Annotated in this window: 26 protein-coding genes and 4 tRNA genes; 5 read left to right on the forward strand and 25 right to left on the reverse strand. The window is 71.1% G+C overall.

The genetic code is table 11. The annotated features are described in order from the left end of the window. Positions 1-24: 24 nt before the first annotated feature. The 5 genes from ACYU8V_RS05825 to ACYU8V_RS05845 form a co-directional block, all read right to left on the reverse strand. Positions 25-183, reverse strand: a complete 159-nt coding sequence (locus ACYU8V_RS05825) for a hypothetical protein (RefSeq protein ID WP_460845864.1) — start codon at positions 181-183, stop codon at positions 25-27. A gap of 141 nt (positions 184-324) precedes the next feature. Continuing rightward, complete coding sequence (locus tag ACYU8V_RS05830; RefSeq protein ID WP_460845865.1) at positions 325-1038, reverse strand: hypothetical protein; 714 nt, start codon at positions 1036-1038, stop codon at positions 325-327. A gap of 119 nt (positions 1039-1157) precedes the next feature. Further along, positions 1158-1232: transfer RNA gene (locus ACYU8V_RS05835), tRNA-Val, on the reverse strand. A gap of 20 nt (positions 1233-1252) precedes the next feature. Further along, positions 1253-1323 (reverse strand) — tRNA-Cys (locus ACYU8V_RS05840). A gap of 47 nt (positions 1324-1370) precedes the next feature. Continuing rightward, positions 1371-1443: transfer RNA gene (locus ACYU8V_RS05845), tRNA-Gly, on the reverse strand. A 132-nt stretch (positions 1444-1575) separates the two neighbouring features. Here ACYU8V_RS05845 and ACYU8V_RS05850 point away from each other — a divergent pair. Both ACYU8V_RS05850 and ACYU8V_RS05855 read left to right on the forward strand, forming a co-directional pair. Continuing rightward, a complete protein-coding gene (locus ACYU8V_RS05850) occupies positions 1576-2403 on the forward strand; it encodes an aminotransferase class IV (RefSeq protein ID WP_460845866.1) in 828 nt (275 codons plus the stop codon). Positions 2404-2441: 38 nt separating this feature from the next. Next, positions 2442-2513: transfer RNA gene (locus ACYU8V_RS05855), tRNA-Val, on the forward strand. Positions 2514-2584: 71 nt separating this feature from the next. Here the strand turns inward: ACYU8V_RS05855 and ACYU8V_RS05860 are convergent. The 9 genes from ACYU8V_RS05860 to ACYU8V_RS05900 form a co-directional block, all read right to left on the reverse strand. Further along, entirely contained in the window at positions 2585-3820 is a 1236-nt protein-coding gene (locus ACYU8V_RS05860; RefSeq protein ID WP_460845867.1) for a vWA domain-containing protein, read from the reverse strand. Continuing rightward, positions 3820-4953, reverse strand: coding sequence for a hypothetical protein (locus ACYU8V_RS05865; RefSeq protein ID WP_460845869.1), 1134 nt, complete (start codon positions 4951-4953; stop codon positions 3820-3822). The genes ACYU8V_RS05860 and ACYU8V_RS05865 overlap by 1 nt, the downstream gene beginning before the upstream one ends. Next, positions 4954-6096, reverse strand: a complete 1143-nt coding sequence (locus tag ACYU8V_RS05870; protein ID WP_460845870.1) for a hypothetical protein — start codon at positions 6094-6096, stop codon at positions 4954-4956. It abuts the gene before it with no gap. Beyond that, complete coding sequence (locus ACYU8V_RS05875; protein ID WP_460845872.1) at positions 6093-7163, reverse strand: hypothetical protein; 1071 nt, start codon at positions 7161-7163, stop codon at positions 6093-6095. Before ACYU8V_RS05875 ends, ACYU8V_RS05870 begins: the two co-directional genes overlap by 4 nt. Positions 7164-7365: 202 nt before the next feature. Then, a complete protein-coding gene (locus tag ACYU8V_RS05880) occupies positions 7366-8961 on the reverse strand; it encodes a hypothetical protein (RefSeq protein WP_460845873.1) in 1596 nt (531 codons plus the stop codon). A 215-nt stretch (positions 8962-9176) separates the two neighbouring features. Beyond that, positions 9177-11870 (reverse strand): hypothetical protein, encoded by a 2694-nt coding sequence (locus ACYU8V_RS05885; protein WP_460845875.1) that lies wholly within the window; start codon positions 11868-11870, stop codon positions 9177-9179. A 196-nt stretch (positions 11871-12066) separates the two neighbouring features. After that, positions 12067-12492, reverse strand: coding sequence for a hypothetical protein (locus ACYU8V_RS05890; protein ID WP_460845877.1), 426 nt, complete (start codon positions 12490-12492; stop codon positions 12067-12069). Positions 12493-12573: 81 nt separating this feature from the next. Continuing rightward, positions 12574-12813: a hypothetical protein gene (locus ACYU8V_RS05895; protein WP_460845878.1), complete on the reverse strand. Its 240-nt coding sequence runs from the start codon at positions 12811-12813 to the stop codon at positions 12574-12576. Positions 12814-12935: 122 nt separating this feature from the next. After that, positions 12936-14405 carry a glycine hydroxymethyltransferase gene (locus ACYU8V_RS05900; protein WP_460845879.1) on the reverse strand — a complete coding sequence of 490 codons (1470 nt, stop codon included), beginning with the start codon at positions 14403-14405 and terminating at the stop codon, positions 12936-12938. 349 nt (positions 14406-14754) lie between these two features. Between ACYU8V_RS05900 and ACYU8V_RS05905 the strand changes: the two genes are divergently transcribed. From ACYU8V_RS05905 to ACYU8V_RS05915, 3 genes are read left to right on the forward strand one after another with little or no spacing between them, the layout of a single operon-like run. Next, positions 14755-16476, forward strand: a complete 1722-nt coding sequence (locus ACYU8V_RS05905; protein WP_460845880.1) for a nitrite/sulfite reductase — start codon at positions 14755-14757, stop codon at positions 16474-16476. Continuing rightward, on the forward strand, positions 16473-17219 hold the full coding sequence (locus ACYU8V_RS05910) for a phosphoadenylyl-sulfate reductase (RefSeq protein ID WP_460845881.1): 747 nt from the start codon (positions 16473-16475) through the stop codon (positions 17217-17219). The genes ACYU8V_RS05905 and ACYU8V_RS05910 overlap by 4 nt, the downstream gene beginning before the upstream one ends. 19 nt (positions 17220-17238) lie before the next feature. Continuing rightward, positions 17239-17982, forward strand: a complete 744-nt coding sequence (locus ACYU8V_RS05915) for a sirohydrochlorin chelatase (RefSeq protein ID WP_460845883.1) — start codon at positions 17239-17241, stop codon at positions 17980-17982. A gap of 50 nt (positions 17983-18032) precedes the next feature. Here the strand turns inward: ACYU8V_RS05915 and ACYU8V_RS05920 are convergent, their stop codons facing one another. From ACYU8V_RS05920 to ACYU8V_RS05970, 11 genes are all read right to left on the reverse strand, one after another. Continuing rightward, positions 18033-18443, reverse strand: coding sequence for a DUF3037 domain-containing protein (locus tag ACYU8V_RS05920; RefSeq protein WP_460845885.1), 411 nt, complete (start codon positions 18441-18443; stop codon positions 18033-18035). Then, a complete protein-coding gene (locus tag ACYU8V_RS05925; protein ID WP_460845887.1) occupies positions 18440-19216 on the reverse strand; it encodes a HipA family kinase in 777 nt (258 codons plus the stop codon). Before ACYU8V_RS05925 ends, ACYU8V_RS05920 begins: the two co-directional genes overlap by 4 nt. Then, complete coding sequence (locus ACYU8V_RS05930; RefSeq protein ID WP_460845888.1) at positions 19213-20058, reverse strand: PPK2 family polyphosphate kinase; 846 nt, start codon at positions 20056-20058, stop codon at positions 19213-19215. Before ACYU8V_RS05930 ends, ACYU8V_RS05925 begins: the two co-directional genes overlap by 4 nt. A 7-nt stretch (positions 20059-20065) precedes the next feature. Then, positions 20066-20614 (reverse strand): regulatory protein RecX, encoded by a 549-nt coding sequence (locus ACYU8V_RS05935; protein WP_460845891.1) that lies wholly within the window; start codon positions 20612-20614, stop codon positions 20066-20068. 201 nt (positions 20615-20815) lie between these two features. Beyond that, positions 20816-21859 carry a recombinase RecA gene (gene recA, locus ACYU8V_RS05940; protein WP_460845892.1) on the reverse strand — a complete coding sequence of 348 codons (1044 nt, stop codon included), beginning with the start codon at positions 21857-21859 and terminating at the stop codon, positions 20816-20818. Positions 21860-22060: 201 nt separating this feature from the next. Further along, positions 22061-22255, reverse strand: coding sequence for a DUF3046 domain-containing protein (locus tag ACYU8V_RS05945; RefSeq protein WP_460845893.1), 195 nt, complete (start codon positions 22253-22255; stop codon positions 22061-22063). Positions 22256-22265: 10 nt separating this feature from the next. Then, positions 22266-22793, reverse strand: coding sequence for a DinB family protein (locus ACYU8V_RS05950; RefSeq protein WP_460845894.1), 528 nt, complete (start codon positions 22791-22793; stop codon positions 22266-22268). Between the two features lie 64 nt (positions 22794-22857). After that, positions 22858-23661: an ABC transporter permease gene (locus ACYU8V_RS05955; RefSeq protein ID WP_460845896.1), complete on the reverse strand. Its 804-nt coding sequence runs from the start codon at positions 23659-23661 to the stop codon at positions 22858-22860. Then, positions 23658-24461 (reverse strand): ABC transporter permease, encoded by an 804-nt coding sequence (locus ACYU8V_RS05960; protein ID WP_460845897.1) that lies wholly within the window; start codon positions 24459-24461, stop codon positions 23658-23660. Before ACYU8V_RS05960 ends, ACYU8V_RS05955 begins: the two co-directional genes overlap by 4 nt. Further along, the gene (locus ACYU8V_RS05965; RefSeq protein WP_460845999.1) at positions 24461-25399 is read right to left on the reverse strand and encodes an ABC transporter ATP-binding protein; all 939 of its coding nucleotides are present in this window, start codon (positions 25397-25399) and stop codon (positions 24461-24463) included. Before ACYU8V_RS05965 ends, ACYU8V_RS05960 begins: the two co-directional genes overlap by 1 nt. A 19-nt stretch (positions 25400-25418) precedes the next feature. Beyond that, positions 25419-26867: an HsdM family class I SAM-dependent methyltransferase gene (locus tag ACYU8V_RS05970; RefSeq protein WP_460845898.1), complete on the reverse strand. Its 1449-nt coding sequence runs from the start codon at positions 26865-26867 to the stop codon at positions 25419-25421. Positions 26868-26878 lie beyond the last annotated feature (11 nt).

The following is a 26878-nucleotide window of genomic DNA, read 5'->3' on the forward strand; positions in this document are numbered from 1 at the left end:
GCACCTCCTGCCGGACCGGCGCGATCAGAACGCCGCGCCGCCGCCTCCCGGGGCGGAGCTGGACGGGGACGTGCCGCTGGCGGGCGGCGTCTTGGAGTCGGAGCCGCATCCGCTGGCGAGCGTCGCGACGGCGGCGGCTGTGGCGGCGGCGAGCGCGATCCGGCGTACGAAGGTGGTTGACATCTGTTGCCTCACAAGTGGTGTCGAGAACCCCGATGGGGCGCGTTGTAGAGAACACGTCGCTGGCCCGCCCAATGGTTCAACCGGCAGCTCGACGACTCATCCTCACCCGCGGTCACACGGCCCTCCGAGAGCCCAGCCTGCCTAGGCGGGGGCCGCTGATGCTCGGTCCCGGAACCCGCAGCCGGGGCATTCGAACCAGCCGAACAGCTCGAGCATCCATCCGGCGACCTGCGTCCGGCCGTGTGCGGTCGCGAGCTCGTAGGCACGCGCCTCGCTCGCCGAGAGACGTGACGGATCTGCGGGGCTCAACGTCCTTGTGCCGATCGACGCATCGTCGAATCCTCGGACCACCGCCGGCGAGTCTTCGAGGTCGATCAGCAGCTGCTCGCCGCACCGGCGGCACGCGAGCTCGACCTCCTGGGCGGCCAGGGCCTCGAGACGATGGCCCCACGTGCTGCCGCCTTCCAGGGCAGTCAGGGCCTGGACCCTGAAGAGGAAGTCGGTGTCGTCACCCGCCCGCGGAACCGCGCGCTCCGCGATGTCGTGGAGAACGTCGATGGCATCGGCGTACTCGGTGCGGACATCGACGGCCGTCGTCGCCTGCCCGTCGGTCGAGGCGATGATGCTGCCAGCAAGCAGGAGCGGTTCGACGCGCCCCGCGGGTTCGCCCGCCTCGGCGAGCGCGGCCAAGCGGGGCAGTGCGGCGTAGCTCGCCGGGTAGACGGTGCCTTGGTGGCACAGGCGTGACCAGAGCTCGCCCCAGACCTCATCCCCGCCGACTTCCGCGCGGTCGAGCAGGTCTGGGACCGCGCCGGCGCTCCCGTACGCGTCGCGGAGCGCATGCCAATCCGTCACACCGACATCGTGTCAGGAGCGGAGGCGGGCCGGTCGTCCACAGGGCCCGGAGGTGGTACGCGGACAAAATGCGAACCGGCCCCGATCTGCATTCCTGCAGCTCGGGGCCGGTGTCGGCATGGTGGGCGATACTGGGTTTGAACCAGTGACCTCTTCCGTGTCAAGGAAGCGCGCTACCGCTGCGCCAATCGCCCTAGCTTGTTGAGTTGTTACGAGGTGGGTACGGGATTTGAACCCGTGTACACGGATTTGCAGTCCGTTGCCTCGCCTCTCGGCCAACCCACCGCGGTGGTCTGATCTGGCCGGGGTCAGCCAGTGGTCTGACCACTCCGAGCGGACGACGAGACTCGAACTCGCGACCCCGACCTTGGCAAGGTCGTGCTCTACCAACTGAGCTACGTCCGCATTGCAACCGCTCACGTTCCGTTTCCGGGCCGTTCCTTGCTGCGTCGAGAACATTAGCCGATGGGCCAGAAGCCGCCAAAACGGGGTCCCCGTCGGTGCGTCGCGCCGCGTGCGCCGCCCTAGAGTGCAGCCATGCGAGCGTGGGTGAACGGAAGTCTGCTGGCCGATCCGACGAGTCCCGCGGTGCCGGTCACCGACCACGGCCTGACGGTGGGCGACGCGGTCTTCGAGGCCGTCAAGGTCATCGACGGTCTCCCCTTCGCCCTCGACCGTCACCTCGCCCGCCTCGAGCGCTCCGCGACGGGCCTGGGGCTCGTCGGCCTCGACCTCGATGGGGTACGCCGTGGCGTCGCCGCCGTGCTCGCCGACGAGCCGCTCCCCCTCGGCCGGCTGCGCATCACCGTCACGGGCGGGAACGCGCCGCTCGGCTCGGGTCGCGGCGACTCGCCGCTCACCACCGTGGTCGTCGCGGCCCCGATGCCACCGGCGGCCGAGACCGCCGCTGTGGTGACGGTCCCCTGGCCGCGCAACGAGCGCAGCCCGCTCGCCGGCCTGAAGACCACGTCGTACGGCGAGAACGTGGTCGCGCTCGCGCACGCCGCCGAGCGCGGCGCCGGCGAGGCGATCTTCAGCAACCTCGCCGGCAACCTCTGCGAGGGCACCGGAACGAACGTCTTCTACGTCGTCGACGGCGAGCTCCGCACCCCCACCCTGGCCAGCGGGTGCCTCGCCGGAGTCACCCGCGACCTGGTCCTGGAGTGGTACGGCGGCCGCGAGGTCGACGAGCCCACCGAGGTCTGCGCGACCGCCGAGGAGATCTTCCTGGTGTCCACCACGAGGGACGTCCAGGGCGTGCGCCGCTGGGACGACCGCGACCTCCCCGCCCCCGGGCCGGTCACCCGCGAGGCCATGGCCGCCTGGCGCGCGCATGAGCCGACACTCCTCCACCCACCGATGTGAAGTGCCTGCAGGGGATGCGTTAGAGTCGTCCACCGCACGGGTGATTGGCGCAGTGGTAGCGCGCTTCGTTCACACCGAAGAGGTCACTGGTTCGAACCCAGTATCACCCACCGTCACGACAACAGCCCCTGATCTGCGCAGACGCAGGCCGGGGGCTGTTTCGCTCTCGCCGCTCGCGAGGTCAGTCCAGCAGGCATTCGACGCGTTGGGCCCAGCGGGGCGTGGGCGGCAGGTCGGCACGGCGGCGGCCGAGCAGAGCGACGATCACCGAGATCCCGGCGGGCGGCTGGGGCGGCCAGGGAGTCTCGCCGTCGGTGAAGACCACGACGACGTCGGGGCGCGGGCGCTGGGCGGCGGCTGCGGCGAGACCCACGCGCATGTCCGTGCCGCCACCGCCCGCGAGGGTCGCGTCGCGGGCCCGGCGTACGGACTGCACGACGTGGACGGCCGCGTCGCAGGAGTAGACGGTCACGTCGCCACCGGCGATGCCGAGACCGCGGAGTGCGCCGTCGACCTCGCCGAGAGCGCGCTCGAGCAGCCGGTCGTCGACCGACGCCGAGGTGTCGATGACCATCGCGACCCGCGGCACGGGCCGCTGCATGCCGGGCAGCACGACGCCCTCGACGCGGCGGCGCGACGGGCGCCGGTACGTGCGGTCGCCGCGGCCGGCCGCCCATCCCGCGGCTCGGCGTACGAGGCCGGCGAGCAGCGGCTCCCAGGCGATCGTCGGCTCAAGGATCCGCTGCGCCCAGCGCAGTGCCTCGCCCGGACGATCACCACGCTGCCCGTGCTGGGCCGTGTAGTCGATCGCGACCCGGCGACGGATGTCCTGGGCCTGGGGTACGTCGACGCCGGCGTCCGCGTCGGGCGGCAGCTCGTGCGAGCGAGGTACGCCGTCGCAGCCGCTGCCGCAGCCGTCCTGCGGACCGAGCTGGCCGGTGCCCGCGCCATCGCTGGGCGGGAGCTTGGAGAGGATGGCGAAGTACTCCTCCGCGCTGCGTCCCGCGGGGAGCCTCAGGTGCTCGGTGGTGGGCAGATCGGCTGAACGCAGCGCGTCGGGAGCGAGGGTCGCCGCCACCGTCGCGTCGCCCGCGTTCTTCCAGAACTCCGCGGTGCGGCTGTCGACGTTCAGGCTGCGCGCGCGGTCGGCATGCTCGGCGAGCAGGTGCCACGTGACGTGCGCGAGCTCGCGCGCGACGTCCGGCACGCTCGCCAGCGACAGCCAGGTCGGGTTGACGTAGATGCGCCACTGCTCGTCCACCGTCATGCGGCGCACGTCGTCGGACGGGACCGGCACGAGGGCGTAGAGCGCATGACTGAGGTAGGCCAGGCCGCGGGGCGCCTGTGCCGGCTCGGCGCCTACGGGCGGCGGGCTGATCAGCCACAGCTTCGCGGCCGAGAGCTTGGTGAGGTCCATCAGCGACCGGCACCCGGGAGCAGGCCCGCCAGCGCGAGCGCCGGCGCGAAGACGCTGATCTCCGAGGGCACCGGTGCACCCGACGGTCGTACGCCGGGGCGGAGCAGCGCCCGGACCACCGGCACCGCCGGGTCCAGGCCGATCTCCTGCCCGGCGCGGGCGCAGAGGCGTACGGCGGCCGCCCACCGGTCGACCCCGGGACGCCTCGTGACCGCGGCGAGGACTCCCTGCAGGGTCACGTAGACCCGGTCCGCGCGCATCCCCGCGAACGTCGCCGACGGGTCGGCGAGCAGGTCCTCGGGGTCCGGCAGGTCCAGGGCCGCGACCCAGGTGAGGTACTCGTGGGCGACGGCCTCGCCCAGGCACCCGGCCACGAGCAGGCGGCGTACGTCGGCGGGCGCGCTGACCGCCTGGGCGAAGGCGGAGAGCCGCGCCGCGTAGTCCCACGTACGCGGGGTCGGGAAGGCGCGGCCGCGGCCCGCCGCATCCTTGGGGATCGCGCTGAGCTGCGACTCGCGGGCCCGCAGGAAGCCGGACACCAGCACCCGTTCGGCCGCCGTGCGCTCATCGAGATCGTCGGGAGTCGGGTAGACCGGCAGCTCGGGCCAGTCCCCGGTGACCAGGCCCTCGGCGTACACCTCGAGGGGCAGGCTCCAGTCGAGGTGGACGAAGCGCGAGGCCGTCGGGGCGGCCAGCTCCCAGCCGGCGGCCGCGACGTCGGAGGGGTTGGCCGCCGCCACGAAGGAGACGGTGTCGGGCAGCTTGAGCGCGCCGACCTCGTAGTGGGTCAGCGGCCTCAGCGCTGCGGCCTGGAGCGCAGGCGGCGCGGTACTGAACTCGTCGAAGAACGCGATCGCCGGACCGTCGACCTCCACCAGCCGCTTGGCCCACGACGGCGGGGCCAGGTCGACCGAGCCGTCGGGTCTGACGACCGGCAGACCGGCGAAGTCGGAGGGCTCGTAGTGGCTGATGATCAGCGACTCGACATGCCACCCGGACCGACCGGCCGACTCGACGACGGCGGTCTTGCCCTCGCCGGGTGCTCCCCAGAGCAGCACCGGGATGCGGAGGCTGATGCAGATGCCGGTCGCCTGGAGAGCGTGCTCGTACTGCGCGCGGGTGCGGATGGACATTCAGTGATCTCTTCTCTGTCGTTGCCAGCTGCGGAGGCCCGCAGGGGTTCGTATGCCGTTGCGGACGGCGTCGTCGGTGACCTCGACCGATCCCGTCACCGCGATCAGGAGGCCGACCTCGGTGGGAGACAGCCCGGCCTCGCGCACCGCAGAGCTGTCGCAGGCCCAGCGGACGAGCTCCGGCGACGGGGGCCGGACGGGACCGAGCGCGACGAGGTCGTCGAGCGTGGGCTCGCAGCCGGCGTAGCGCCACTGGAGCACGGCCTGTGCCGCGCTCGCCCACTGACGGGGGCCTACCGGACGGCCGCGGACGCGCTCGATCGCCTCGGCGTACCGCTGGATCGTGGGCCCGTCGAAGCCGGCCTCCATGACCTCGCGGGCGCTACCCGGATCGAGCCTCCCGGGCGCCAGCAGCGCGGCGTACGCGAGCGGTCGTGCGGGGTACGGCGACGCGCGGGCCCACACGAGGCGCGAGGCCTGCTCGCCGTCGGTCAGCGGGGCGAGGTCGGCCTGCCGGCTCGGCCACCCGTCGAGATAGGTCACGCCCAGCAGGAACGAGATCGGCACCCGGCCGCGCACCGACGGCACCAGGCCGAGGAGGTCGAGCGCCTCGGTCGGGTGGATCCCGCTCGCCCACAGCCGCTGTCCGGCCGCGGGTCGACGTACGGCCTCATCGAGGGCGGGCGAGCGTGACATCCGACGCACCTCCTCGGCGTGGCGCGAGCGCAGCGCGGAGACGAGCGACGTCATCTGCCCGACCCGGGCACCGAACCCCGCGGCCACGTGCTGCGGCGAGGTGGCGTGCGCGACAGCGGCCTCGACCGTCGCCACCCGGCCGAACTCCGGACCGAAGTCGCACTCGCATCCCTCTCGCACCGGGACGCACCAGCCGCGAGCGGCGCTGTAGCGCACCTCGGGCGTGCGCCGGCGCAGGTGCAGGTCGAGCCAGTGGCGCACAGCCGGGAGCGCTCGATCGGCCAGCTCGAGGCAACTGCAGCGGCCGCCGAACGCGACACCCACCCGTTCGGCCGCCAGGTCGTGTGGACTGATCAGTGCCCAATCCTCCGTGACCGTGACCGGGTGACTGGTCGGATCGCGGTCACCGGTCTCGCAGGCGACGTGCACGACGAGCGGGCCACTCATCCGAACGCCGCCATGGCCGCGTCGAGGTCGGCGATGCCCGCGAAGCCCCGGGTCGTGATCGCCATCGCGGCCGCACCGGTCGTGCCGCAGACGGCGAGCAGGACGGCCAGGTCGGCGCGCGCAGGACTGGCGACCCGCGACATCCGGACGTGCTGATCGAGTACGCCAATGGCCGAGCGCGAGGGCACGAGCGCGCCGATGCCGTAGCGGTCGAGTGCGGCCAGGTGGCGGCCATCGACGCGGCAGTCCACCTCGGCCCAGGCGGCCATGCGGCGCGCGGTGACACCGACATCGGCATCGATCCAGGCGGCCGCGGCGAGCGCCTCCGCCGGGCTGAGACCGACCTCGATGAGCGGGGAGATCATGCGCGGCGGTACGCCGAGACCGAGCCAGCGACCGAAGTCCTCATGGTCGCCCCGTTCGCCGTCCCACCAGGCCAACCAGGTCGCGGCCTCGGCCGTGGGGGCGTGGCGCAGGTTGTCGGCGAACCATCGGCGGTCGACGCCGCCGTACACGACCCGCACGACGAAGGTCACGGGGAGCGCATCCTCCACGCTGGTCACCAGGTCGAGCGCCTCGGCCACCCGGTCCTCGTGAATGCCGGCACGCCACAACAGCTCAGCGCCGTGCGGCTCGCGGATGCGGGCGCACACCTCGGGCGGCACATCGGGCCGGTGGCGCAGCGTCGTCCCCGCCCCGGCCTCGAACGACTCGAGGAGCCGGGTGAGCCGACGACGATCGGCGCCGTACTTGAGGGCCAGGTGGTCGACGCTGCGGACATGCTCGAACGCGGTCGCCGCGCCGTCGTACGCCGTCCGTGCGCAGCGGCAGCCCGCCACCGCCTCGACCCGCCAGCCGCTCGGCGTGGCGCTGATGCCGGCGAGCGCGGCGCGGTTGGTGAGCATCACCCAGTCCCGCAGCGCCGGCACCTCCAGGTCGACCAGCTCGACGCACGACAGGTAGCCCCCGAAGGCCATCGCGACGCGCTCGGCCGCCAGGTCGTGCGGGGTCTGCACGGACCAGTCGGGGTTGATCGTGATCGGGTGCTGCTTGCCACGACCGCCCATCCGCGTCGTCCTGCACGTGACCGTCAGGGTCACTGGAGCCGTCAGCACGTCCTCCCCCTCCGCACCTTCGTGATTCCACACCGGACCTCCGACAGTGAGGCCCGACCGGTCTATACCGGCGGGTCCACTGCCTCCTCCTCCTCGGCGCCTCCGCGGGAGCGAATGCCAAGGGTCCGTCGTCGTACCCGGCGCTCGGCCAGCGTCACCTCGAAGGCCTGAATTCGGCGACGTCGAGGAGCTCAGCCACATCGGAGACGAGGTGAAGCCTGTCGCTGTGCGGCATCGCCTCGGCCGTTTCCTCGCCGCAGAACAGCACGACGTCACCGCCGAGAAGCCCGGTCCGCACCTGCTCGACCAAGGTCGGCTCGACGTCGCTGAAGTCGGCCGCGTCGGTATAGGCGATCTCCCACCCCTGTCGCTCTATCTGGTGGGCGAACCCCGCGAGCGCGCCGAGTCTCGGCATGACGACGATGGCCGCGACTCGCTCGCCCGTGCCCCACAGCGTGAGGACCCGTCCCAGGTCGAGCCGACGGTGGCCGAGAGCATCGCGAAGCCAGCCCTGGTGGATCACGAGCGTCTGGTCCGGCAGCTCCGAGGCCTCGTCGGGCGCGAGCACCTCCACCGGTGCGGATGTCACGGACCGCGGTACCGGCAGGCCGAAGTCGGGGACGGGCGCGCCCGGGGCGCACGCCAGGTGGCCGTAGCCGGCCCACGCCATCGCCGGGAACGACAGGTGAGGATGCACCGCCAGCACCTTGGAGACGACAGGGGTGCCTTCCCTCCGCATCCGGGCGTACTTCGTATGGACCTCGGCAGCTCGAAGCTCCACGAGCCCGCGCGCGACGTACTTGGCATCGAGGACGAGTGCCTGCGGCTCCTCGCCCCGCCTGAGAACGACGACGTCGGGCGTGGCGAGTCTCTGCACGACAGCAGGATCGGGGTGGCGGACGTACTCGAGGCCCTGCCAGCTGACCATGGAGCTCTCGCGGATCTCGGGCTCGAACGCAACCACGACATCACCGGGGAACTCGACCGTCGCTCCACGCGGGATCTCGATCCGCGGTCGCTGGTTCGTGTCGACGCGGAGGACGGAGAACCCAGCACCGAGCGGCCTGCCGTACGTCGTCGCCGCCTGTTCGAGGACCTTGAGGAAGAGCCAGTACTCGAAGAGTCGTGGGAGGGACTGGACGCCAAGGCGCACCTCCCCCGGACCCTCCACCGGCTCGAGCTCCGGATGGGTCAGCAGGCGTCTCACCTGCTGCACCTGCCGGTAGCGCTGGTCCAGAACGTAGAGCCGTTCGCCCCGGCCGGTCGAGGCGACCGACCGGAACAGCTCCGATCCGAGGACCCCCACGACTGCGGCATGGGTCTCCTGGTCCCCGCGCCGACGGGCATAGGCGACGAGACGGTGCAAGGTGTCGGCCACCAGGCGGTTCTCCGGGGTGTCGACCGTGCGGGAGAGCGTGCGCACCCGAGCCGACCCGCCGAACTGCTGCGCGCGCAGCGTGGCGGGAGTCAGCTCCCGTCGGGTGCGGACCAGCTGCGCGCGGCGATAGGTCTCCACGTCGACCAGGTGCTCGTGCGGCTGCCGGACGATCTGGGCGACGACGGTCTCGATGCGCCTCCAGAGCTCGCGAGGCGGCGGAGGTCCCGCTTCGACGGCAGAGGGGCCGTCCGGGGCGAAGGTCAAACCGATCCACACCCGCTCGAGGTCTGCTCGCAGCAGGGAGTACGCGGCCTCGCTCATCTTGTCCGGAACGACCTCGATCTCGCCGAGCAGGCTGCCGTCGCCGTACACCTTGATGAGTCCGATGTGTCCGCGAAGCTCCTCGCGCTGGCTCAGTTTGACCTGGACCGCACCGGCCTCGACCTCGACGAGGTGCGCTCCTCCGATGTCGACCCATCCGACACCGTCCAGGCCCCTCAGCGAGAAGAGGTCGCTCTCATTCACACGTGGCGCCGGCTGCGTCGAGGTCAGCGGATGCCAGCGCCCTGCACCGAATACCTCGACCGTCACCGTGGCCTGCTGCGCAGCGGCGCGGTGCCGTCGAGGAAGGCATCCTCGGAGACACTCGAGTCGAGCCAATGGTCGAGCAGCGCGATGGTGTTCACGCAGCCGATCGGGACGAGCAGCCCGTGCATGGTGCTCAGCGCGGGCTCCAGCTCTCGCTTGAAGCCGCGGATCTTCGGAACGATCCGCTGCAGGATCCCCATGTCGAGTGCCTCGATCGGGTCCAGCACATGCTCGGCGTTCGCCAGGAAGCGCTCCAGCTCGACGTGGGCACGCAGTCCCACACCGATGCCCGCAGCCTCGACGCCGCGCGCTATGTCCACGAGCAGGTCGTGGTGATCGTCAGCGGGAACGGTCTCGACGAGTGTCGCCCACGCGTCAGCATCGACGACCCAGGGCTGGGTCAGGCGCTCACCGGGCGGCTCGTGGTGGCGCCGTGACCACACCATGTCGAGCTGCAGCACGTTCGCTCGGTCGATGACCCGGTCCGAGAGTGGCCGCGTGGTCTCGTCCACGTTGACGGTGCCGACCATGAAGAGGTTGGCCGGGAACCTCAGCTCTGCCGGCCACTCCTCGGAGTTGGCCGGCGATGCGCCACGCGTATAGAGGGGAATGACGACATCGTCGAAGCCGGCCCTGGCTGACTCCATCGCGGACAGGAACTCCGCCAGGTACTGCTCGACGGGAGCAAGGTTCATCTCGTCGAGGAGCACGAAGTGCAGCTTGTTGGGCTGGGCCTGGCACGAACGTACGACGTCGGCCAGCCATCCCGGTTCGAATCGGCCCGAGAGCGGATTGATGTAGCCGAGCACCTCGGACTGGTCGATCCAGTCCGGGCGCACCGCCACCCGCCGGTACTGGCCGTTGCCCTGGGTGGCGCCCAGGGCCTCGGCCACCAGCCGAACGATGCTGCTCTTGCCCGACCCGGTCAGGCCCGACAGGATCACGAACGGCTTGGTCTTGAGAGCGGCGTAGAGGCGCCGGAGGTCCTTCTCGGCGTAGTCGATCCGCTCGGTGCAGAACCCGATGAGGTGGCTGACCAGCTGTGCCTCGGTGTCACGGCCCGGCCGCCAACGGCGGACCTTGAGGCGACCGAGCTCGGCCTCGAGGGCCCTGAGGGCGTTGACCTGCCTGCGGATCTCCTCGTCGGGGTCGTCCTCGGTCGCGACGACTCCGACCCTGCGGCGGAACTCCGCGGCGGTGTCAGCGTCGAGATCGCCGTCGTCGCGCTCATCGTCCTCGATGTCGGACAGGATGCGCTCACGGATCGCGGCGGCCTCGCGCAGCAACGCGGCACGAAGGCGTTCGACCTCCTCCTCGAGCTCGGTGATGCGGGCAGCGGTGGGCGGCGCCGCGTCGATCGCCTTGCCGATGTCGAGGATCTGCTCGCGCGGCGCGCCGAGGTCCTCGAGGCGGCCGACGAGGTCGCGTGCACGTTGGGAGCGATCCTGATCGAGCAGGTCGGTGAACCGGGCCGCCACGGCGCCCAGCCGCGTCTCAGCCTCACGAACCCGACCGTCACCGACCAGCCCGTCGAGCTCCGCCTCCAGCGCCCCGAGGTCGGCGTCGGGCGTGATCCCCGCGCTCTCGAAACGCCTGCGGACCGACTGCACCTCCCGATGCAGACGGCGCCCGGCGAGCTGATGCTCCATCTGGCCGTGCAGCTCCCGCACCAGCTCGAGCGCCTCACTGAACCGGCCATCGAGTCGTTCGACGCCGATGGCGTCCACATCCGCCCCCGCCGCCTCCAGCTCCCGCTCGGCGTCCTCGATCTCCCGCAACATCCGGATCGGTTGGTCGAGCGCGCCGATCGTGACCCGATGGGCCTCGACCCACGGGCGTAGAAGTGCTGCGATCCGGTTCAGGTCCTGGGGCTGAAGGGTGGACGCGAACCGATCGAGGTCCGCGGCGAGCCGCGCGGCCGGCCTCCCCTCCTCCGGATCGCGCAGGATGGACGCGAAGACGACGTCGGCCACCGGCCCCAGTCCCTCACGCAGGTTGGGCGGCACCTCGTCCACCCGAGCCGGCGCGGCGCCCGCGTGGCCAGCCACGATCACGGCTGCGTCCCGGATGACCTGCAGGCGCGCGACCAGCTCGCCTGCGCGCCGCACCATCTCATCCCAACGCCGGGAGTTCCGTTGGATGGTCGTGGTCGAGAGGATCTTCACGAACGTCTCGTCGACCTCGTCGATCTCCGGTCCGGGCTGGCCGGCCCGCAGAGACTCGATCGAGGAGGACAGCTCCTCGAGCAGCGCATCCCATGCGGTCCGTTCCTCGGGCAGCTTCGACTTGCCGTAGGAGTCGAGGTCGAGAGGCCCGGCCGCCTCCGGCCGCAGCTCTGAGCGTCCGGCCTCGAGCTCGTCGATGGCCCGCCGCCAGCGGGCAGGGGTCACGGACGTGTGAACGTCCCGGAGTGCTTCGACGGACTCCCGGAACGGAGAGCGGAACTCGTCGGGCAGCTGATAGCAGTGACTGCTGGCGACCTCGCCGAGCTCGACCTTGCACCACCAGTCCAAGGACGCGCTCACCAGACTCGGGGCCATCGTCGAGATGGACCCGCGAAGCGCTGCCGCGAGCTCGCTAGGCCCCTCGTTGGCCGATTCCGTGGCGATCGGGCCCACCAGTCCGACCAGCGCCACGCCCTCCTCGTCCGACGTCATGTGGGACGGATCGAGCAGGATCGCGAGATCCACCATCGAGAACTCTCCTTCGCATCGCCACTGCGCCCGGGTCTGCAAGCTCGGCGTCAGCATGTCAGCCACCCACGACACTTGTCCGGACTTCACGCAGAAGGGTTCACTCCGCGCGATGGCTGGCCGTGAACCCGCGAAAAAGAGGAACGGCCCGAACCCGCGGGAGTGCGGGTCCGGGCCGATTCGCGTCAGCCCAGGATCAGGGACGCTCGTTGTTGACCGGCAGGTCGAGGGCCTCGTCCTCCATCGTCGTGGGACGAGCGGGCGCGGGCGGGTAGGCGCCGGCGGCCGGCTGGACCGGGGCGGACCCGCGGCGCATCCACGCGACCCCTGCTGCGGCCAGGCCCGCGAGGCCGCCGAGCAGGAGCAGCTTCTTCGCGCGCGACCCGTGCGACGTCGACGTACCGGGCAGGCGGTCGGTGACCGCGTCGGGCACCCGGTCGATCACGCGGTCCGGGATGTGTCCCGCCAAGGTCGCACCCACAGCGGCGCCGCGCTCGCGGGCGTCCTGCCAGGTGCTGCCGGCCACCGGGCGCACATCCTCGGCCAGCTGCTTCAGGTCGGCCCGCAGATCCTTGGACAGGTCGTCGAGCTCATGCTTGATGTCGTGCAGAACGCTGGACATGGGTCTCCTCCTCTGGATGGACTCACTCCAGGGGTACCCACACGACGAGATCGGATGCCCCGCACCGGATTCCGAGGGAGCTCAGCGGGAGTGACGTCCCCGGGGTGCGTCACCGGCGGCGACCGCGACCGGATCGATCTGGTCGAGCACCAACTCCCCCAGACCCGTCGGCACGGCCTGCAGGCACACGTTGCAGCGCACCTTGAGACCGTTCAACGGGGAGCCGGGAGCGACGTACGAATGCCACCGCGACTGCTCGGTCGTCGTGCAGCACTGGGGGCACCAGTCCATCCGTACCCACGGTCCGAAATCCCTCGCCATGGGCACACCTTGGCGCATCCGAGCGCCCCACGTCTGCACCCGGACGGCCGATCCGGCCAGGTCGGACCGCCCGGAAATCCGGGCTGGTCCGACCGGGCTACGGGACCCGGGACGAAAGACGCTCAGGCGAGGTCGAGACCGGGGTAGAGCGGGTGCTTGTCCAGCATCTCGGCCGAGATGGCCTTGGTCTTGTCGGCGACGCCGTCGGCCAGCGTGTACGACGCCTTCGACGAGCCACCGTCCTTGGTGACGCCGGGCGTGGTGTTGCTGAGGACGTTGACGACGAGGTCCGCAACGGTGTCGAACTCGTCGTGGCCGAAGCCGCGGGTGGTCAGCGCCGGGGTGCCGAAGCGGATGCCGGAGGTGTACCAGGCGCCGTTCGGGTCCGCGGGGACCGAGTTGCGGTTGGTCACGACGCCCGCGTCGAGCAGGGCCTGCTCGGCCTGGCGGCCGGTGAGACCGAAGCTGGTGACGTCGAGCAGCACCAGGTGGTTGTCGGTGCCGCCGGTGACGAGCTTGGCGCCGCGCTTGAGGAAGCCCTCGGCCAGGCTCTTGGCGTTGTCGGCGACGTTCTGCGCATAGGTCTGGAACGCGTTGGTCCGCGCCTCCGCCAGCGCCACGGCCTTGGCCGCCATGACGTGGGACAGCGGGCCGCCGAGGACCATCGGGCAGCCGCGGTCGACGTTGCCGGCGTACTCCTTGGTCGCGAGGATCAGGCCACCGCGCGGGCCGCGCAGGGACTTGTGCGTGGTGGTGGCGACGACGTCGGCGTACGGGATCGGGTTCTCCTCGCCGGTGAACACCTTGCCGGCGACGAGGCCGGCGAAGTGCGCCATGTCGACGAACAGCGTGGCGCCGACCTCGTCGGCGATCTCGCGCATCTTGGCGAAGTTCACCCGGCGCGGGTACGCCGAGTAGCCGGCCACCAGGATCAGCGGCTTGAACTCCTTGGCCTTGGCACGCAGCGCGTCGTAGTCGATGAGCCCGGTCTCCGGGTCGGTGCCGTACTGGTTCTGGTGGAACATCTTGCCGCTGATGTTCGGGCGGAAGCCGTGCGTGAGGTGGCCGCCGGCGTCCAGGCTCATGCCCAGCAGGCGCTGGTTGCCGAGCTCGTGGCGCAGCTCCTCCCACTCGGCCTCGGTGAGGTCGTTCATGTTCTTGCGGCCGGCCTTCTCCAGCCAGGGGCCCTCGACGCGCTGCGCCAGGATCGCCCAGTACGCCGTCAGGTTGGCGTCGATGCCGGAGTGCGGCTGCGCGTAGGCGTACTCGGCGCCGAACAGCTCCTTGGCGTGCTCGGCCGCGATCGTCTCGACGGTGTCGACGTTCTGGCAGCCCGCGTAGAAGCGGTGGCCGACCGTGCCCTCGGCGTACTTGTCGGAGAACCAGGTGCCCATGGTGAGCAGCACCGCCGGGGAGGCGTAGTTCTCCGAGGCGATCAGCTTCAGCGAGGCCCGCTGGTCGGCCAGCTCCTGCCGGGTGGCCTCGGCGATCCGCGGCTCGACCGAGGCGATGACCTCGAGGGCCTGCTGGTACGCGCTGCTGGCCAACTTCATGTCGTTCTTCACGTCATTCACGGACGGCGACTCGCTCATGCGGCACAGACTAGTGGCGATGGCCGACGCTCAGGCAGGTGCCCGGATCCGGGCTGTGACCTGAGTCGCACCCGGCCTCTTTCTGCGCCTGACGAGCGGAACTTCCGTCTCACATATTGGTCCTGGCATCCACATCATGAGATTGCCGTTTGTGGGATGACCGTCCGAAACCTGAGACTTGTTGACATGGTCTCCGCCGCAACTCACGCCTTCCTCGTGGTACGTCGCCACGTGGACCTCGGGCGCACGCGCAGCGCGATGTGTTGGCCTCGCTGACCCCGACCTCGACCACGCTCAAACTTCCGCGCCGCATCCGGCGCGATCCGTCAGCGAAGGACCTGCTTCCACCATGCCCGATCTGCGCTACCAGGCCAGCAAGGCCCAGTACACCGAGATCCCCCGGCCGCGTCGTGCCGAGGGCCAGTGGGCCCTCGGCTACACCGAGCCGCTCAACAAGAACGAGCAGTCCAAGAAGGACGACGACCCGCTGAACGTGCGGGACCGCATCCTCTACATCTACTCCAAGCGCGGCTTCGACTCGATCGACCCGGCCGACCTGCGCGGCCGGTTCCGCTGGATGGGCCTCTACACCCAGCGCAAGCCCGGCATCGACGGCGGCAAGACCGGCGCCCTCGAAGAGGAGGAGCTGGACGACCGCTACTTCATGATGCGGATCCGCACCGACGGTGCGCTGCTCTCCCCCGAGGCCGTCCGCACGCTCGGCACGATCTCCACCGACTTCGCGCGCAACACCGCCGACATCTCCGACCGGCAGAACATCCAGCTGCACTGGGTCGACATCGAGAACGTCCCCGCGATCTGGGAGCGTCTCGACGCGGTGGGCCTGCAGTCGCTGGAGGCCTGCGGCGACGGCCCGCGGCCGTTCCTGGGCTCCCCCGTGGCCGGCATCGCCGCCGACGAGATCATCGACGGCACGCCCGCGCTGGAGGAGATCCGGCACCGGTTCCTCAACAACAAGGACTTCTCGAACCTGCCGCGCAAGTTCAAGACCTCGGTCAGCGGCCACCCCAGCCTGGACGGCGCGCCGGAGATCAACGACGTGTCCTTCGTGGGCGTCGTGCACCCCGAGCACGGCCCGGGCTTCGACGTGTGGGTCGGCGGCGGCCTGTCGACCAACCCGATGTTCGCCCAGAAGCTCGGCGTGTGGGTCCCGATCGACGAGGTCCCCGACGTGTGGGCCGGCGTCGCCGGCATCTTCCGCGACTACGGCTACCGCCGGCTCCGGTCCCGGGCCCGCCTGAAGTTCCTGGTCGCCGACTGGGGCAAGGAGAAGTTCCGCGAGGTGCTCGAGAAGGAGTACCTCGGCCGCGCCCTGATCGACAACGAGTCGCCGGTCGCCGCCACGCGGCCCGGTGACCACATCGGCGTGCACGAGCAGAAGGACGGCAAGTTCTACATCGGCGCCGCGCCGATCGTGGGCCGGGTCAGCGGAACGATGCTGACCCAGCTCGCCGACGTGCTGGAGCAGTACGGCGCCGCGGGTGTCCGCCTGACGTCGTACCAGAAGCTCGTGGTGATCGGCGTGGACGCCGACAAGGTCGACGCGATCGTCGACGAGCTCAAGCTGATCGGCCTGGAGGCCAACCCCTCCAACTGGCGCCGCTCGACGATGGCCTGCACGGGCATCGAGTACTGCAAGCTCGCGATCGTCGAGACCAAGCAGCGCGCCAACGACCTGATCGCCGAGCTCGAGCGTCGGATCCCGGACATCGACGTGCCGATCACGGTCAACGTCAACGGCTGCCCGAACTCCTGCGCCCGCTCGCAGGTCGCCGACATCGGCCTCAAGGGTCAGCTGGTGCTCGACGACGACGGCAACCAGGTCGAGGGCTTCCAGGTCCACCTGGGCGGCGGGATCGGCGAGATCACCGTGCTGGGCCGCAAGCTGCGCGCCCACAAGGTGACCAGCACCGGCCTGGACGACTACGTCGAGACGGTCGTGCGCAACTACCTGGCCGACCGGACCGACGGTGAGCGCTTCGCCGCCTGGATCGAGCGCGCCGACGAGGCCCTGCTGCGCGGGGACCAGAAGCTGGAGCCGGTCGCATGACCACCTCCGCGACCGAGTCCGCGCGCAACAACCGGGGCACCCTCACCGAGGGACGTACGCCGGAGGAGCTGCGCGAGCTCGTGTCGCACATGGGCGCCGAGCTCGAGCTCGCCCCGGCGGAGCACATCATCGAGTGGGCCGCGGCCACCTTCGGTGAGCGCTTCTGCGTCACCTCGTCCATGGGCGACGCGGTGCTCTCGCACCTGGCCTCCAAGGTCGTGCCCGGCATCGACGTGGTCTTCCTCGACACCGGCTACCACTTCGCCGAGACCATCGGCACCGCCGACGCCGTGAAGCACACGCTCCCGGTCAACCTGATCACCATCACCCCGGTGCAGAGCGTCGCCGAGCAGGACGCCGAGTACGGCCCGGACCTCTACAAGCGCGACCCCGACCTGTGCTGCAAGCTGCGCAAGGTCCAGCCGCTGGCCACCTCGCTCGACGGCTACGACGCCTGGGCGACCGGCCTGCGCCGCGCCGAGACCCACAACCGGGTCATCGCGCCGGTCATCGGCTGGGATGCCAAGAAGGGCAAGGTCAAGGTCTCCCCCATCGCTCGCTGGAGCGACGAGGACGTCGAGCGCTACATCGCGGACAACGGTGTCCTCGTCAACCCGCTCGTCTACGACGGCTACCCCTCGATCGGCTGCTGGCCGTGCACCTCGCGCGTGGCGCCGGGCGAGGACCCGCGCAGCGGGCGCTGGGCCGGACAGAACAAGACCGAATGCGGAATCCACACCTGATCGGAAGGAGGCACACCCGATGACCGCACCTGCACTCGTGGCACTGGCTCACGGAAGCCGTGACCCCCGCTCCGCCGCGACCGTGACCGCCCTTGTCGACGAAGTCAAGGCGCTCCGGCCGGATCTGCGCATCGAGAAGGCGTTCCTCGAGCTCGCCAAGCCGTCCTTCGGAACGGTGGTCGACAAGCTCGTGAGGGCCGGGTACGACGAGATCGTCGTCGTACCGCTGCTGCTCGTCGAGGCGTTCCACGCCCGCGTCGACGTCCCGAGCCTGATCGAGGAGGCGATGGCCCGCCACCCCGGGCTCAAGATCCGCCGGACCGAGGTGCTCGGCCTGGAGCCCCGCTTCCTCGAGGTCCTCGACGAGCGGCTCCGCGCCGCGCTGAAGGACGCCCGCGTGCGCGAGCTGGACGCCCTCGTGCTCGCCGCCGCCGGCTCCACCGACCCGTTGGCCAATCAGGCCGTCGCCCGGCTGGCGCGGGTGTGGGGCGCGCACCACAAGCTGCCCGTCACCGCCGCCTACGCCTCGGCCGCTCCCCCGGCGACGGGCGAGGCGGTCCGCGCGTTCCGCGCCGAGGGGCGCCGGCACGTCGCCGTGGCCTCGCTGTTCCTGGCTCCCGGCTCTCTCGTCGACCGGGCCACCGAGCTCGCGCTCGAGGCGGGTGCCGTGGCGGTGTCCGAGCCGCTGGGCGCGCACCAGGAGATCGCGCGGACCGTGCTGGCGCGGTACGCCGTCGGGGCTGTCGAGCTCGTCCCTGTCTGACGGGTCGTCAGGTTGAGCGGTGCGCCTTCCGCACCGCTCAACCTGACGACTCACATCACGAGGCGTTCCAGCAGGTGCTGGAGCGTCTCGTCGGCGTTCGCGGTGACTCCGCCGTGCACGGGGCCCGGCTGGACCACCGTGCTGCGCGGAGCCTTGAGCATCCCGAACCGGGTGCTCTGGGTGTCCAGGGCCTCGCGCGTGCCGTACGCCGTGGCGCGGACCGCCGTCGCCGCGTCGGAGTATGCCTCCCCGCGGCAGATCAGGTCGACGGCGTGCAGCGCGTCGCAGACGCCCTCCAGGTCGAGGTCCGGGTCGAGCGCGTGCAGCTTCGCCGCGCTCACCTCCCACGCCACGTCGAGGAACTTCTCCTCCGGGCAGAAGAGGACCACCCCGACGTTGACGAACTCCTCGCGCTCCACGCGCGGCACGCAGCGCAGGACGACGTACTGGTACGGACTCATCGCGCCGCCTCGACGGCCGGCAGCCAGGCGCGACCGCCGTGAAGGCGCGCGGACAGGAACGCGACGTAGCGGTCGCGCAGCTCGGCCGCGGTGCCCGCGCCGGGCACCGGCTCCAGCCACTCGTCCGGTACGTCGGCCACCACGGCCGCGAGGGCAGCGGGGTCCAGGCGCGCGGCCAGCTCCTGGTCCTGGGCGTGCGCCTGCGCGGCGTAGGGCCGAAGGACGTGCTCGCCGGCGTCGTACGGCTGCGCTGCGAAGCGGTCCGGGTCGCCCGGCCCGCCGGGCCACGAGTAGTGGAAGTACAGCGAGGCGCCGTGGTCGATCGCGTTGAGCTGCCCGCGCCAGAGCAGCATGTTCGGGTTGCGCCAGCTGCGGTCGACATTGGCGACGTAGGCGTCGAGCCACAGGATGCGGCCGGCCCGGTCGGGATCGGGCTCGGTCGCAGCGTCGTACCCGAAGGAGCCGGGGAGGAAGTCGATGCCGAGGTTGCTGCCGACGCTCTTGGTGATGAGCTCCTGGACCTCCTCGTCCGCCTCGTAGCGAGCCAGCTCGGGATCCAGGTCCAGCACCACCTGATCGGGGGTGGGGATCTCCAGCGCGCGGGCCAGCCCGGCGACGATCACCTCGGCGACGAGGACGCGCAGGCCCTGTCCGGCACCGCGGAACTTGCACACGTAGGTGCCGAGGTCGTCGGCCTCGACGATCCCGGGGAGGCTGCCGCCCTCGCGCAGCGGGGCGACGTACCGGATCACCCGCACCTCGGGCAGGCTCACGAGATCGTGTCCTCCGCGAGCCGCTGCCTCTCGTGCTCGAGGTCGAAGTCCGGCGCCGGCCAATCCAGGTCGAGCCCGGCGAGGGCGTGGCGCAGCAGGTGCGCGATCGCGAGGTTGCGGTACCACTTCTTGTCGCTCGGTACGACGTGCCACGGGGCGTGCGGGGTGTGGGTGCGCTCCAGCGCGGTCTGGTAGGCCGCGGCGTACTCGCTCCACAGCTGGCGCTCGTCGACGTCGCCGGGGTTGTACTTCCAGTACTTCGTCGGGTCCTCGAGCCGGGCCGCGAGGCGGGCCTTCTGCTCGGCCGGGGAGATGTGCAGCATGCACTTGAGGACCGTGATGCCCTGGTCGGTGAGTCGCTGCTCGAACTCGTTGATCGCGCCGTAGCGACGCTCGATCTCGGGCGCGTCGGTCAGTTGGCGCACCTTCGCGATCAGCACGTCCTCGTAGTGGGAGCGGTCGAAGACGCCGAGGTAGCCCCGCTCCGGCACGGCGCGCTCGATCCGCCACAGAAAGTCGTGTGAGCGCTCCTCCGGGGTGGGTGCCTTGAAGGAGGTGATCCGGACGCCGACCGGATCGACGAGACCGACGGTGTGCTTGAGGACGCCACCCTTGCCGGAGGTGTCCATGCCCTGCAGGACGAGCAACACCCCCCGAGCAGTCGAGCGGCCGCGATGGGCGAACATCTTGGTCTGCAGCTCGAGCAGCTCGGGCCCCAGGTCGAGCAGCGCCTGCGCGCCCTGGTCCTTGTCGCCGTCGAACGCGGGCGAGGAGTCGGTGGGCAGGTCGGCCAGCTCGAAGGCTCCGTCATCAGGCAGCCGCAGCGCGTCGGTGAAGCTCACCCACCGATCATGTCAGGTCGCCCCCGTCACAGGGGTCGTCCGGGTCGACCCCTGCAGCGTCGAGCTCGGAGCGCACGACCGCGAACGCGAGACCCGGCCCGTAGCCCTTGCGAGCGAGCATCCCGACGAGCCTGCGCGTCGCCACCTCGGGCGCCAGCCCGGCCATGGAGCGCAGCTTCTTGCGCACCAGCGCCCGGGCGGTCGCGGCCTCGTCGTCGCTGTCCACCTCCGCGAGCACGGTCCGCGTCGTCTCGTCGTCGATCCCCTTGCGCCGCAGCTCCTGTTGCAGAGCCGTGCGGGCGAGCCCGCGGGTGCGCTGCCGCGAGTCGACCCAGGCCCGGGCGAAGGCCTCGTCGTCGATCAGCCCGACCTCCTCGAACCGGTCGAGCAGCCGCACCGCGATCTCCTCCGGCACGTTCTTCTTCGCCAGCCGCTGCGCCAGCTCGTGCCGGCTCCGCGCCTGCCCGGTCAGCTGGTCGAGCAGGATCTTGCGCGCGACCGCCTCATGATCGGCCTCCGGAAGCTCTTCGGCCGTCCTCGTATCGAACTCGGTCACCACGAAATCTCCTCAAGGCTTGCCGCCAGACCATGGCAGGACCTACGAAAGACAACCGCGTGCGCGGCAGCGCGGCGCCGCCAGCGCCGGTTGCCGAGCCTGCGTCGGGCGATCCGGAGGGAGCGAGGAACGAGCGACCGGAGGGTCGAACGACGCGGGTGAGGCAAGGCGCTGATCAGCGGCGACGCGCTCGCGCGATGATCAGAACGAATCCACGCCAATCGGCTCGTCGGAGAGCTCGTCCTCGACCGTGGGCGTGACGCCGAGCTTCTCGAGGATCTTCTTCTCCAGCTCGTTGGCCAGGTCGGGGTTGTCCTTGAGGAAGGTGCGGGCGTTCTCCTTGCCCTGGCCGAGCTGGTCGCCCTCGTAGGTGTACCAAGCGCCGGCCTTGCGCACCAGGCCTGCCTCGACACCGACGTCGATCAGGCCGCCCTCGCGGGAGATGCCCTGGCCGTACATGATGTCGAACTCGGCCTGCTTGAACGGCGGCGCGACCTTGTTCTTGACGACCTTGACCCGGGTGCGGTTGCCGACCATGTCGGTGCCGTCCTTGAGGGTCTCGATCCGGCGCACGTCCAGGCGCACCGAGGAGTAGAACTTCAGTGCCCGGCCACCGGTGGTGGTCTCGGGCGAGCCGAACATGACGCCGATCTTCTCGCGGAGCTGGTTGATGAAGATGGCGGTGGTCTTGGACTGGTTGAGCGCACCGGTCATCTTGCGCAGCGCCTGGCTCATCAGGCGGGCCTGCAGGCCGACGTGGCTGTCGCCCATCTCGCCCTCGATCTCGGCGCGGGGCACGAGCGCGGCGACGGAGTCGATGACGATCAGGTCGAGGGCACCGGAGCGGATCAGCATGTCCGCGATCTCCAGCGCCTGCTCACCGGAGTCGGGCTGGCTGACCAGCAGCGCGTCGGTGTCGACGCCGAGGGCGCGGGCGTAGTCGGGGTCGAGGGCGTGCTCGGCGTCGATGAACGCCACGATGCCGCCGGCGCGCTGCGCGTTGGCGACCGCGTGCAGGGCCACCGTGGTCTTTCCGGAGGACTCCGGACCGTAGATCTCCACGACCCGGCCGCGCGGCAGGCCGCCGATGCCGAGTGCCACGTCCAGCGCGATGGCGCCGGTGGGGATCACGTCGAGGGGGGCACGGGTGTCGTCGCCCAGTCGCATGATCGAGCCCTTGCCGTAGGCCTTCTCGATGTTGAGCAGTGCGGTGTCCAGTGCCTTGAAGCGGTCGTCGCCAGCCATGGGAATCTCCTTGATTCGTCGTCGAGCCAGGTACATCGGCGACGCTAGAGCGAGGTCCCGACACAGCCTGGTCAGCCGGGTCGTGGTTGTGGACAAGCTCGTCCGACGTCGTACCTGTGGACAGGAAGTGGTCCCTGTCGTTACGCATGAGGCTAGACGAACATCTGTTCGATCTCCGGCAGGAGCGACCGGCGTGTCGCGTCAGCGTTCGGAGTCGGGCAGGTCGAGGACCTCCCAGACCGCGCGCCAGACCTCCTTGGGCGACCAGCCGTCGGCCAGGGCCTGCGCGGCGGTGCGGCCGTCGAGGGCGCGGATCACGATGGTGTCGGCCCAGGAGCGGGAGTAGGAGGCGCCCAGGTGGCGGTCCATCCGCTCCCAGAACTCGGTGTGGCGCATGCCCCCATCGTTACAGGGACAGCCGACGCAGGTCCCAGCGGTGGTGGACGACGTCGTGCAGGTGGTAGCGCCCCAGGGTGGTCACGGTGAAGACGCTGCCGTTGCTGCGGCGCCCGGGGCGCTGCCACTGCTCCCCCACCACGCGCTCGTACGCCGCAGCGGCAGCCTCCGCCGCGACGGCGAGCTCGGCCGCCACGACCGGCGCCCTCTGCAGGTCGTAGCGATCGGCGACGGCCGTCTCGTCCTGGTCCCAGTTCGCGAAGAGCGGGTTCTCCTCGGCGAGCATCAGCGCGAGGCGCTCGGCGAAGACGCGGTGCACGTCACGCACGTGGCAGGCGTACTCGACAGGCGACCACACGCCCGGCTCGGGGCGCTGCTCGACGCCGTCCTGCGCGAGCGCGCTCGCCCAGAAGCCGGCGTTCTCGCGGATCGCGGCGGCGATCGAGCCGACGTCGACCGCCCCGGCGTCGAAGCCGCACTCGGGGCAGGCCTTCTCGAGGACCCAGGTCCAGTCCTTGGTGTCGGGTGCGATCGTCATGCGCCCAGGATCGTCGACGGCAGGATCCGTGCGACACGAGATTCCCTGCCAACCACCCGGGAGATCAGGTCAGCAGCAGGGTCTCCAGGCGGCGGCGTACGACGGCGAAGCCGGCCAGGCCCAGCGCGACCAGGTAGACCACCGACACCAGCGAGGCCCAGCCGGGGGTGCCGAGGGTGAGCTCGCGGCACAGCACCACGCCCCGGTAGAGCGGCGTCGCCTCGACCACCCAGCGCAGCGCGCCGTGGTAGGTCGTGACCGGATAGAACGTGGCCGAGAACAGGAACAGCGGCAGCTGCACCAGGGTGATCTTGTCGAAGTCCTGGAAGCTGCGCATGTACGTCGTGGCCGCCATGCACACCGCGCTGGTGGCGAACCCGATCAGCAGCGCGGCCGGCAGCGCGAGCACGGCCCACCACGAGCTGATCAGGCCCATCGCGAGCATGACCAGCAGGAAGGCGGCGGCGTACGCGCCCCCACGGACCTGTCCCCAGGCGATCTCGCCGCGCGCAACGTCGGCGGGCGTGAGCGGCGTCGACAGCATCTGGTCGTAGAGCTTGACGTACTTGAGCTTGAAGAAGACGTTGTAGGAGGAGTCGATGAGCGCGCCGTTGAACGCCGAGGTCGCGAGCATCGCCGGCGCCACGAAGGCGCTGTAGGAGACGTGGTGGCCCTGGAAGGCGAAGCCGCCGATGAGCGCCCCGACGCCGATGCCGATCGAGAGCAGGTAGAAGAACGGCTCGAGGAAGCCGGTGAGGAACAGCTTCCAGGCGCGCCGGTAGACCACGTAGTTGCGGTAGACCAGCAGCCGCAGCGCGGCGAGCGGGCCGAGAGGCTGCGCGACCGCCCCCGGCGACAGGATGCTCATGCGATCATCCGCCTCTCCAGGCCGGAGACGGCCCAGCGCCAGCCGGTCGCGACCAGGCCCACCAGCACGGCGGCGTTCACCGCTGCGACCCACCAGGTGACGTGGTCGAGGGTGAGCATCCGGGACAGGTTGACGCCCTGCCACAGCGGCGTGCACCGCGCGATGGCCGCACCGACGTGGCCGAGGTTCGCGACGGGGAAGAACGCCCCGGAGAAGAGGAACAGCGGGAAGACCCCGAGCCGGAACAGCAGCCCGAAGCCCTCCTCGTTCTGCAACCGGGTGGACAGGCCGTAGACCCAGACCGCGAAGGCCATCCCGACAGCGACCTGGGTCAGCCAGGCGAGCACCGCACCCCACCAGGTCGCGTAGACGCCGAACGGCGCCATCACCAGCGAGTAGATCCCAGTCGCGGCCGCGACGTGCAGCGCGACGGTCGAGAGGTGGGCGCCGACGATGTGGCGCGCCTCGAGCGGCGTCGCGAACATGGCGCGGTACGTCGGGCGCCACTTGATCATCCCCATCACCGGGTACGTCGTCTCGCCGACCGCCAGCTGCATGGCGTGGGCCGCGATCAGGCCGGGCACCACGAACGCCAGGTAGGAGTGGGCGCCCTCGAGCCGGGCCGGGTCGACGTGGATGAAGCCGCCGAGCAGCACGCCCATCGCCAGGACGTAGAGGAACGGGCTGAGGAACGAGGTCGCGAGCACGCCGCGCCAGGTACGCCGCCAGAGGACGCCCCAGTAGTCGGCCTGGCGGAGCACGCCGTCGCGAAGCGGGAGCCCGCCGGTGGTCGAGGTCATCAGTCGACCAGGGTCCGTCCGGTCAGCCGGAGGAACACGTCCTCGAGGCTGGAGCGCCGGACCAGCGAGGCGACCGGCCGGAGCCCCCGCTCGAGGGCCGCGGCGAGCACGGCCTCGCCGTCCTCGGCGTACACCAGGATCCGGTCGGGCAGGACCTCCAGCCGGTCGCCGAGGTCGGCGATCTTCTCGGCGATGACGTCGTTGTCGTCGGCGCCCTCGCCGACGGGGAAGCGCAGCTCGGCGACCTCGCGCGTGGAGTAGCGCCGGATCAGGTCCAGCGGGGTGCCCTCGGCGACGATCAGGCCCTTGTCCATGACCACGAGCCGGTCGCACAGCTGCTCGGCCTCGTCCATGTAGTGGGTGGTGATGACCAGGGTGACGCCGGCCTGCTTGAGCCGGAACAGCTGGTCCCATAGCAGGTGGCGCGCCTGGGGGTCCAGGCCGGTGGTCGGCTCGTCGAGCAGGAGCAGGTCGGGGCGGTTGATCAGGCTGCGGGCGATCGTCAGTCGTCGCTTCATGCCGCCGGACAGCTCCTCCACCCGGTCCTTGGCCCGGTCGGTGAGCTTCGCGAACTCCAGCAGCTCCTCGGCGCGCTCCTTCACCACGGCGCGCGACAGGCCGAAGTAGCGGCCGTAGATGAAGAGGTTCTCGAACACGTTGAGCTCGGCGTCGAGGGTGTCCTCCTGCGGACACACGCCGATCCGCGCGCGGATCGCGGGACCGTCGACCGACGGATCCATGCCCAGGATGCGCAGCTCTCCGCCGCTGATCGGCGACACCGCGGCCACCATCCGCATCGTCGAGGACTTGCCGGCGCCGTTGGGTCCGAGGAAGCCGAACGCCTCGCCCTTGCGCACCGTGACGTCGATGCCCTTGACCGCCTCGAAGGCCCGCTGGCCCTCGCCGAAGGTCTTGCGCAGGCCCCGAGCCTCGATCATCGCGTCCACCCCTCCGAGACTAGAGGGAGCCACGGACAGCGCGGCGCAACCACCAGTCGACGAGTCCGGCGTCGTCGATGCCGTAGGCGTGGGTCATCACAGCGCCGATCTCCTCCAGGCCGGCACCGCCCGCCGCGAGTCCCGCGGCCTCGTCCCACGCGTCCGCGTCGGAGGGCAGCGGAAGTGCGGCAAGCTGCTTGGCACTCACCTTCACCGATCCGGGCGTGAGGCCGGTGCCGAGGTAGCGCGCGGCCGCGTGGGCGACCACCGGCGGAGCCAGGGTGACCGCGAGGAGCCGCCAGAGGTCCGCCGGCTCGTGGGGTACGACGGACACCACCGGCACCGACGGCAGCAGCTCGCCCGCGGGGTCGGCGACGGCCTCGATCACCCGGCCCTGCCCGGCGACGAGCAGCTTGGGGACCAGCCGCGTGCGCGCCCACGTCCGCAACGGCTCGGGCAGGTCGGCGGGGCGGACCGCGGGAGCGTCGTACCTCTGGCGCGCGAAGCGGGTGGGGGTGCTCCCCCAACGGCAGACCATCGGGTCGATGAGGCCGGTCGTGACGAGGGCGACCTCGTCGTCGCGCAATCCGTCGGTCGCGTCGCGGACGTGCGGGACCAGGCCGTAGTACTGATCGCGGAAGTCGGCGGTGCAGGTGGCGAGGTCCCCCACCGTCCGGGTCGTCAGGTTGTGACCGGCCCTGGGGCCGCCCTCAACCTGACGACCGAGGTGGACCGGGGGGATGGCGAAGGTGGGGGCGGCGAGCGAGCCCCAGTCGTCCGGGCCCGGCCCCCCACCCGCGCCGACCCGGACCACCGGCACGCAGGTCAGCACGGAGGTGTCGGCGAAGACGGGGGTGGCGGAGCACCAGAAGTCGACGACGGCTCCCCGCGCCGCGACCTCCGCGCGCACCGGGCCCGCGTCGCGGGCGGCGAGCACGGAGAGCGGCTGCACCAGCGCGACCGTGCCGCCGTCGCCGACCAGACCGAGGGAGCGGTGCAGGAAGGCGGCGCTGGTGTCGGTGTAGGCGCCCAGGCCACCCGTGGCTCCGGCGGTACGCCGCCGCAGCTGCCCCAGGAACGGCGGGTTGCCGACGACCGCGTCGAACGCCTCCCCGTCCCAGCAGGTCAGGCCGTCGGCGTACCGGACGCGCTCGGAGAGGTCGGCATCGGTGAGCGACGGGTCGAGGGCGTGCAACCGGGCCCGGGCGACCTCGACCGCCTCGGCGTCCAGGTCGCTGCCCCACACGGCGCGCGCGCCGACCCGCTCGGCGGCGGCGACCAGGAAGTGGCCGGTCCCGCAGGCGGGATCGAGCACCCGGCCCGCCTCCTGCGGGAGCGCCCGGTCGAGGACCCAGGCGACCAGCGCCGGAGGGGTGTAGAACGCGCCGCGTCCGCGCCGCCCGGGGTCGGACGCGAGGCCCCGCTCGTAGGCGGTCGCGGCATCCTCTGCCCGAGCCCGCGCATCCACCTGAGCAGAAT

The sequence above is a fragment of the Nocardioides ultimimeridianus genome, from assembly GCF_054777895.1.

Coding starts and splice junctions, on each gene's coding strand:
- ACYU8V_RS05825 (WP_460845864.1), bottom strand. CDS start 183: ATGTCAACCACCTTCGTACGCCGGATCGCGCTCGCCGCCGCCACAGCC.
- ACYU8V_RS05850 (WP_460845866.1), top strand. CDS start 1,576: ATGCGAGCGTGGGTGAACGGAAGTCTGCTGGCCGATCCGACGAGTCCC.
- ACYU8V_RS05860 (WP_460845867.1), bottom strand. CDS start 3,820: ATGGACCTCACCAAGCTCTCGGCCGCGAAGCTGTGGCTGATCAGCCCG.
- ACYU8V_RS05865 (WP_460845869.1), bottom strand. CDS start 4,953: ATGTCCATCCGCACCCGCGCGCAGTACGAGCACGCTCTCCAGGCGACC.
- ACYU8V_RS05870 (WP_460845870.1), bottom strand. CDS start 6,096: ATGAGTGGCCCGCTCGTCGTGCACGTCGCCTGCGAGACCGGTGACCGC.
- ACYU8V_RS05875 (WP_460845872.1), bottom strand. CDS start 7,163: ATGGGCGGTCGTGGCAAGCAGCACCCGATCACGATCAACCCCGACTGG.
- ACYU8V_RS05885 (WP_460845875.1), bottom strand. CDS start 11,870: ATGGTGGATCTCGCGATCCTGCTCGATCCGTCCCACATGACGTCGGAC.
- ACYU8V_RS05890 (WP_460845877.1), bottom strand. CDS start 12,492: ATGTCCAGCGTTCTGCACGACATCAAGCATGAGCTCGACGACCTGTCC.
- ACYU8V_RS05895 (WP_460845878.1), bottom strand. CDS start 12,813: ATGGCGAGGGATTTCGGACCGTGGGTACGGATGGACTGGTGCCCCCAG.
- ACYU8V_RS05900 (WP_460845879.1), bottom strand. CDS start 14,405: ATGAGCGAGTCGCCGTCCGTGAATGACGTGAAGAACGACATGAAGTTG.
- ACYU8V_RS05905 (WP_460845880.1), top strand. CDS start 14,755: ATGCCCGATCTGCGCTACCAGGCCAGCAAGGCCCAGTACACCGAGATC.
- ACYU8V_RS05910 (WP_460845881.1), top strand. CDS start 16,473: ATGACCACCTCCGCGACCGAGTCCGCGCGCAACAACCGGGGCACCCTC.
- ACYU8V_RS05915 (WP_460845883.1), top strand. CDS start 17,239: ATGACCGCACCTGCACTCGTGGCACTGGCTCACGGAAGCCGTGACCCC.
- ACYU8V_RS05920 (WP_460845885.1), bottom strand. CDS start 18,443: ATGAGTCCGTACCAGTACGTCGTCCTGCGCTGCGTGCCGCGCGTGGAG.
- recA (WP_460845892.1), bottom strand. CDS start 21,859: ATGGCTGGCGACGACCGCTTCAAGGCACTGGACACCGCACTGCTCAAC.
- ACYU8V_RS05945 (WP_460845893.1), bottom strand. CDS start 22,255: ATGCGCCACACCGAGTTCTGGGAGCGGATGGACCGCCACCTGGGCGCC.
- ACYU8V_RS05950 (WP_460845894.1), bottom strand. CDS start 22,793: ATGACGATCGCACCCGACACCAAGGACTGGACCTGGGTCCTCGAGAAG.
- ACYU8V_RS05955 (WP_460845896.1), bottom strand. CDS start 23,661: ATGAGCATCCTGTCGCCGGGGGCGGTCGCGCAGCCTCTCGGCCCGCTC.
- ACYU8V_RS05960 (WP_460845897.1), bottom strand. CDS start 24,461: ATGACCTCGACCACCGGCGGGCTCCCGCTTCGCGACGGCGTGCTCCGC.
- ACYU8V_RS05965 (WP_460845999.1), bottom strand. CDS start 25,399: ATGATCGAGGCTCGGGGCCTGCGCAAGACCTTCGGCGAGGGCCAGCGG.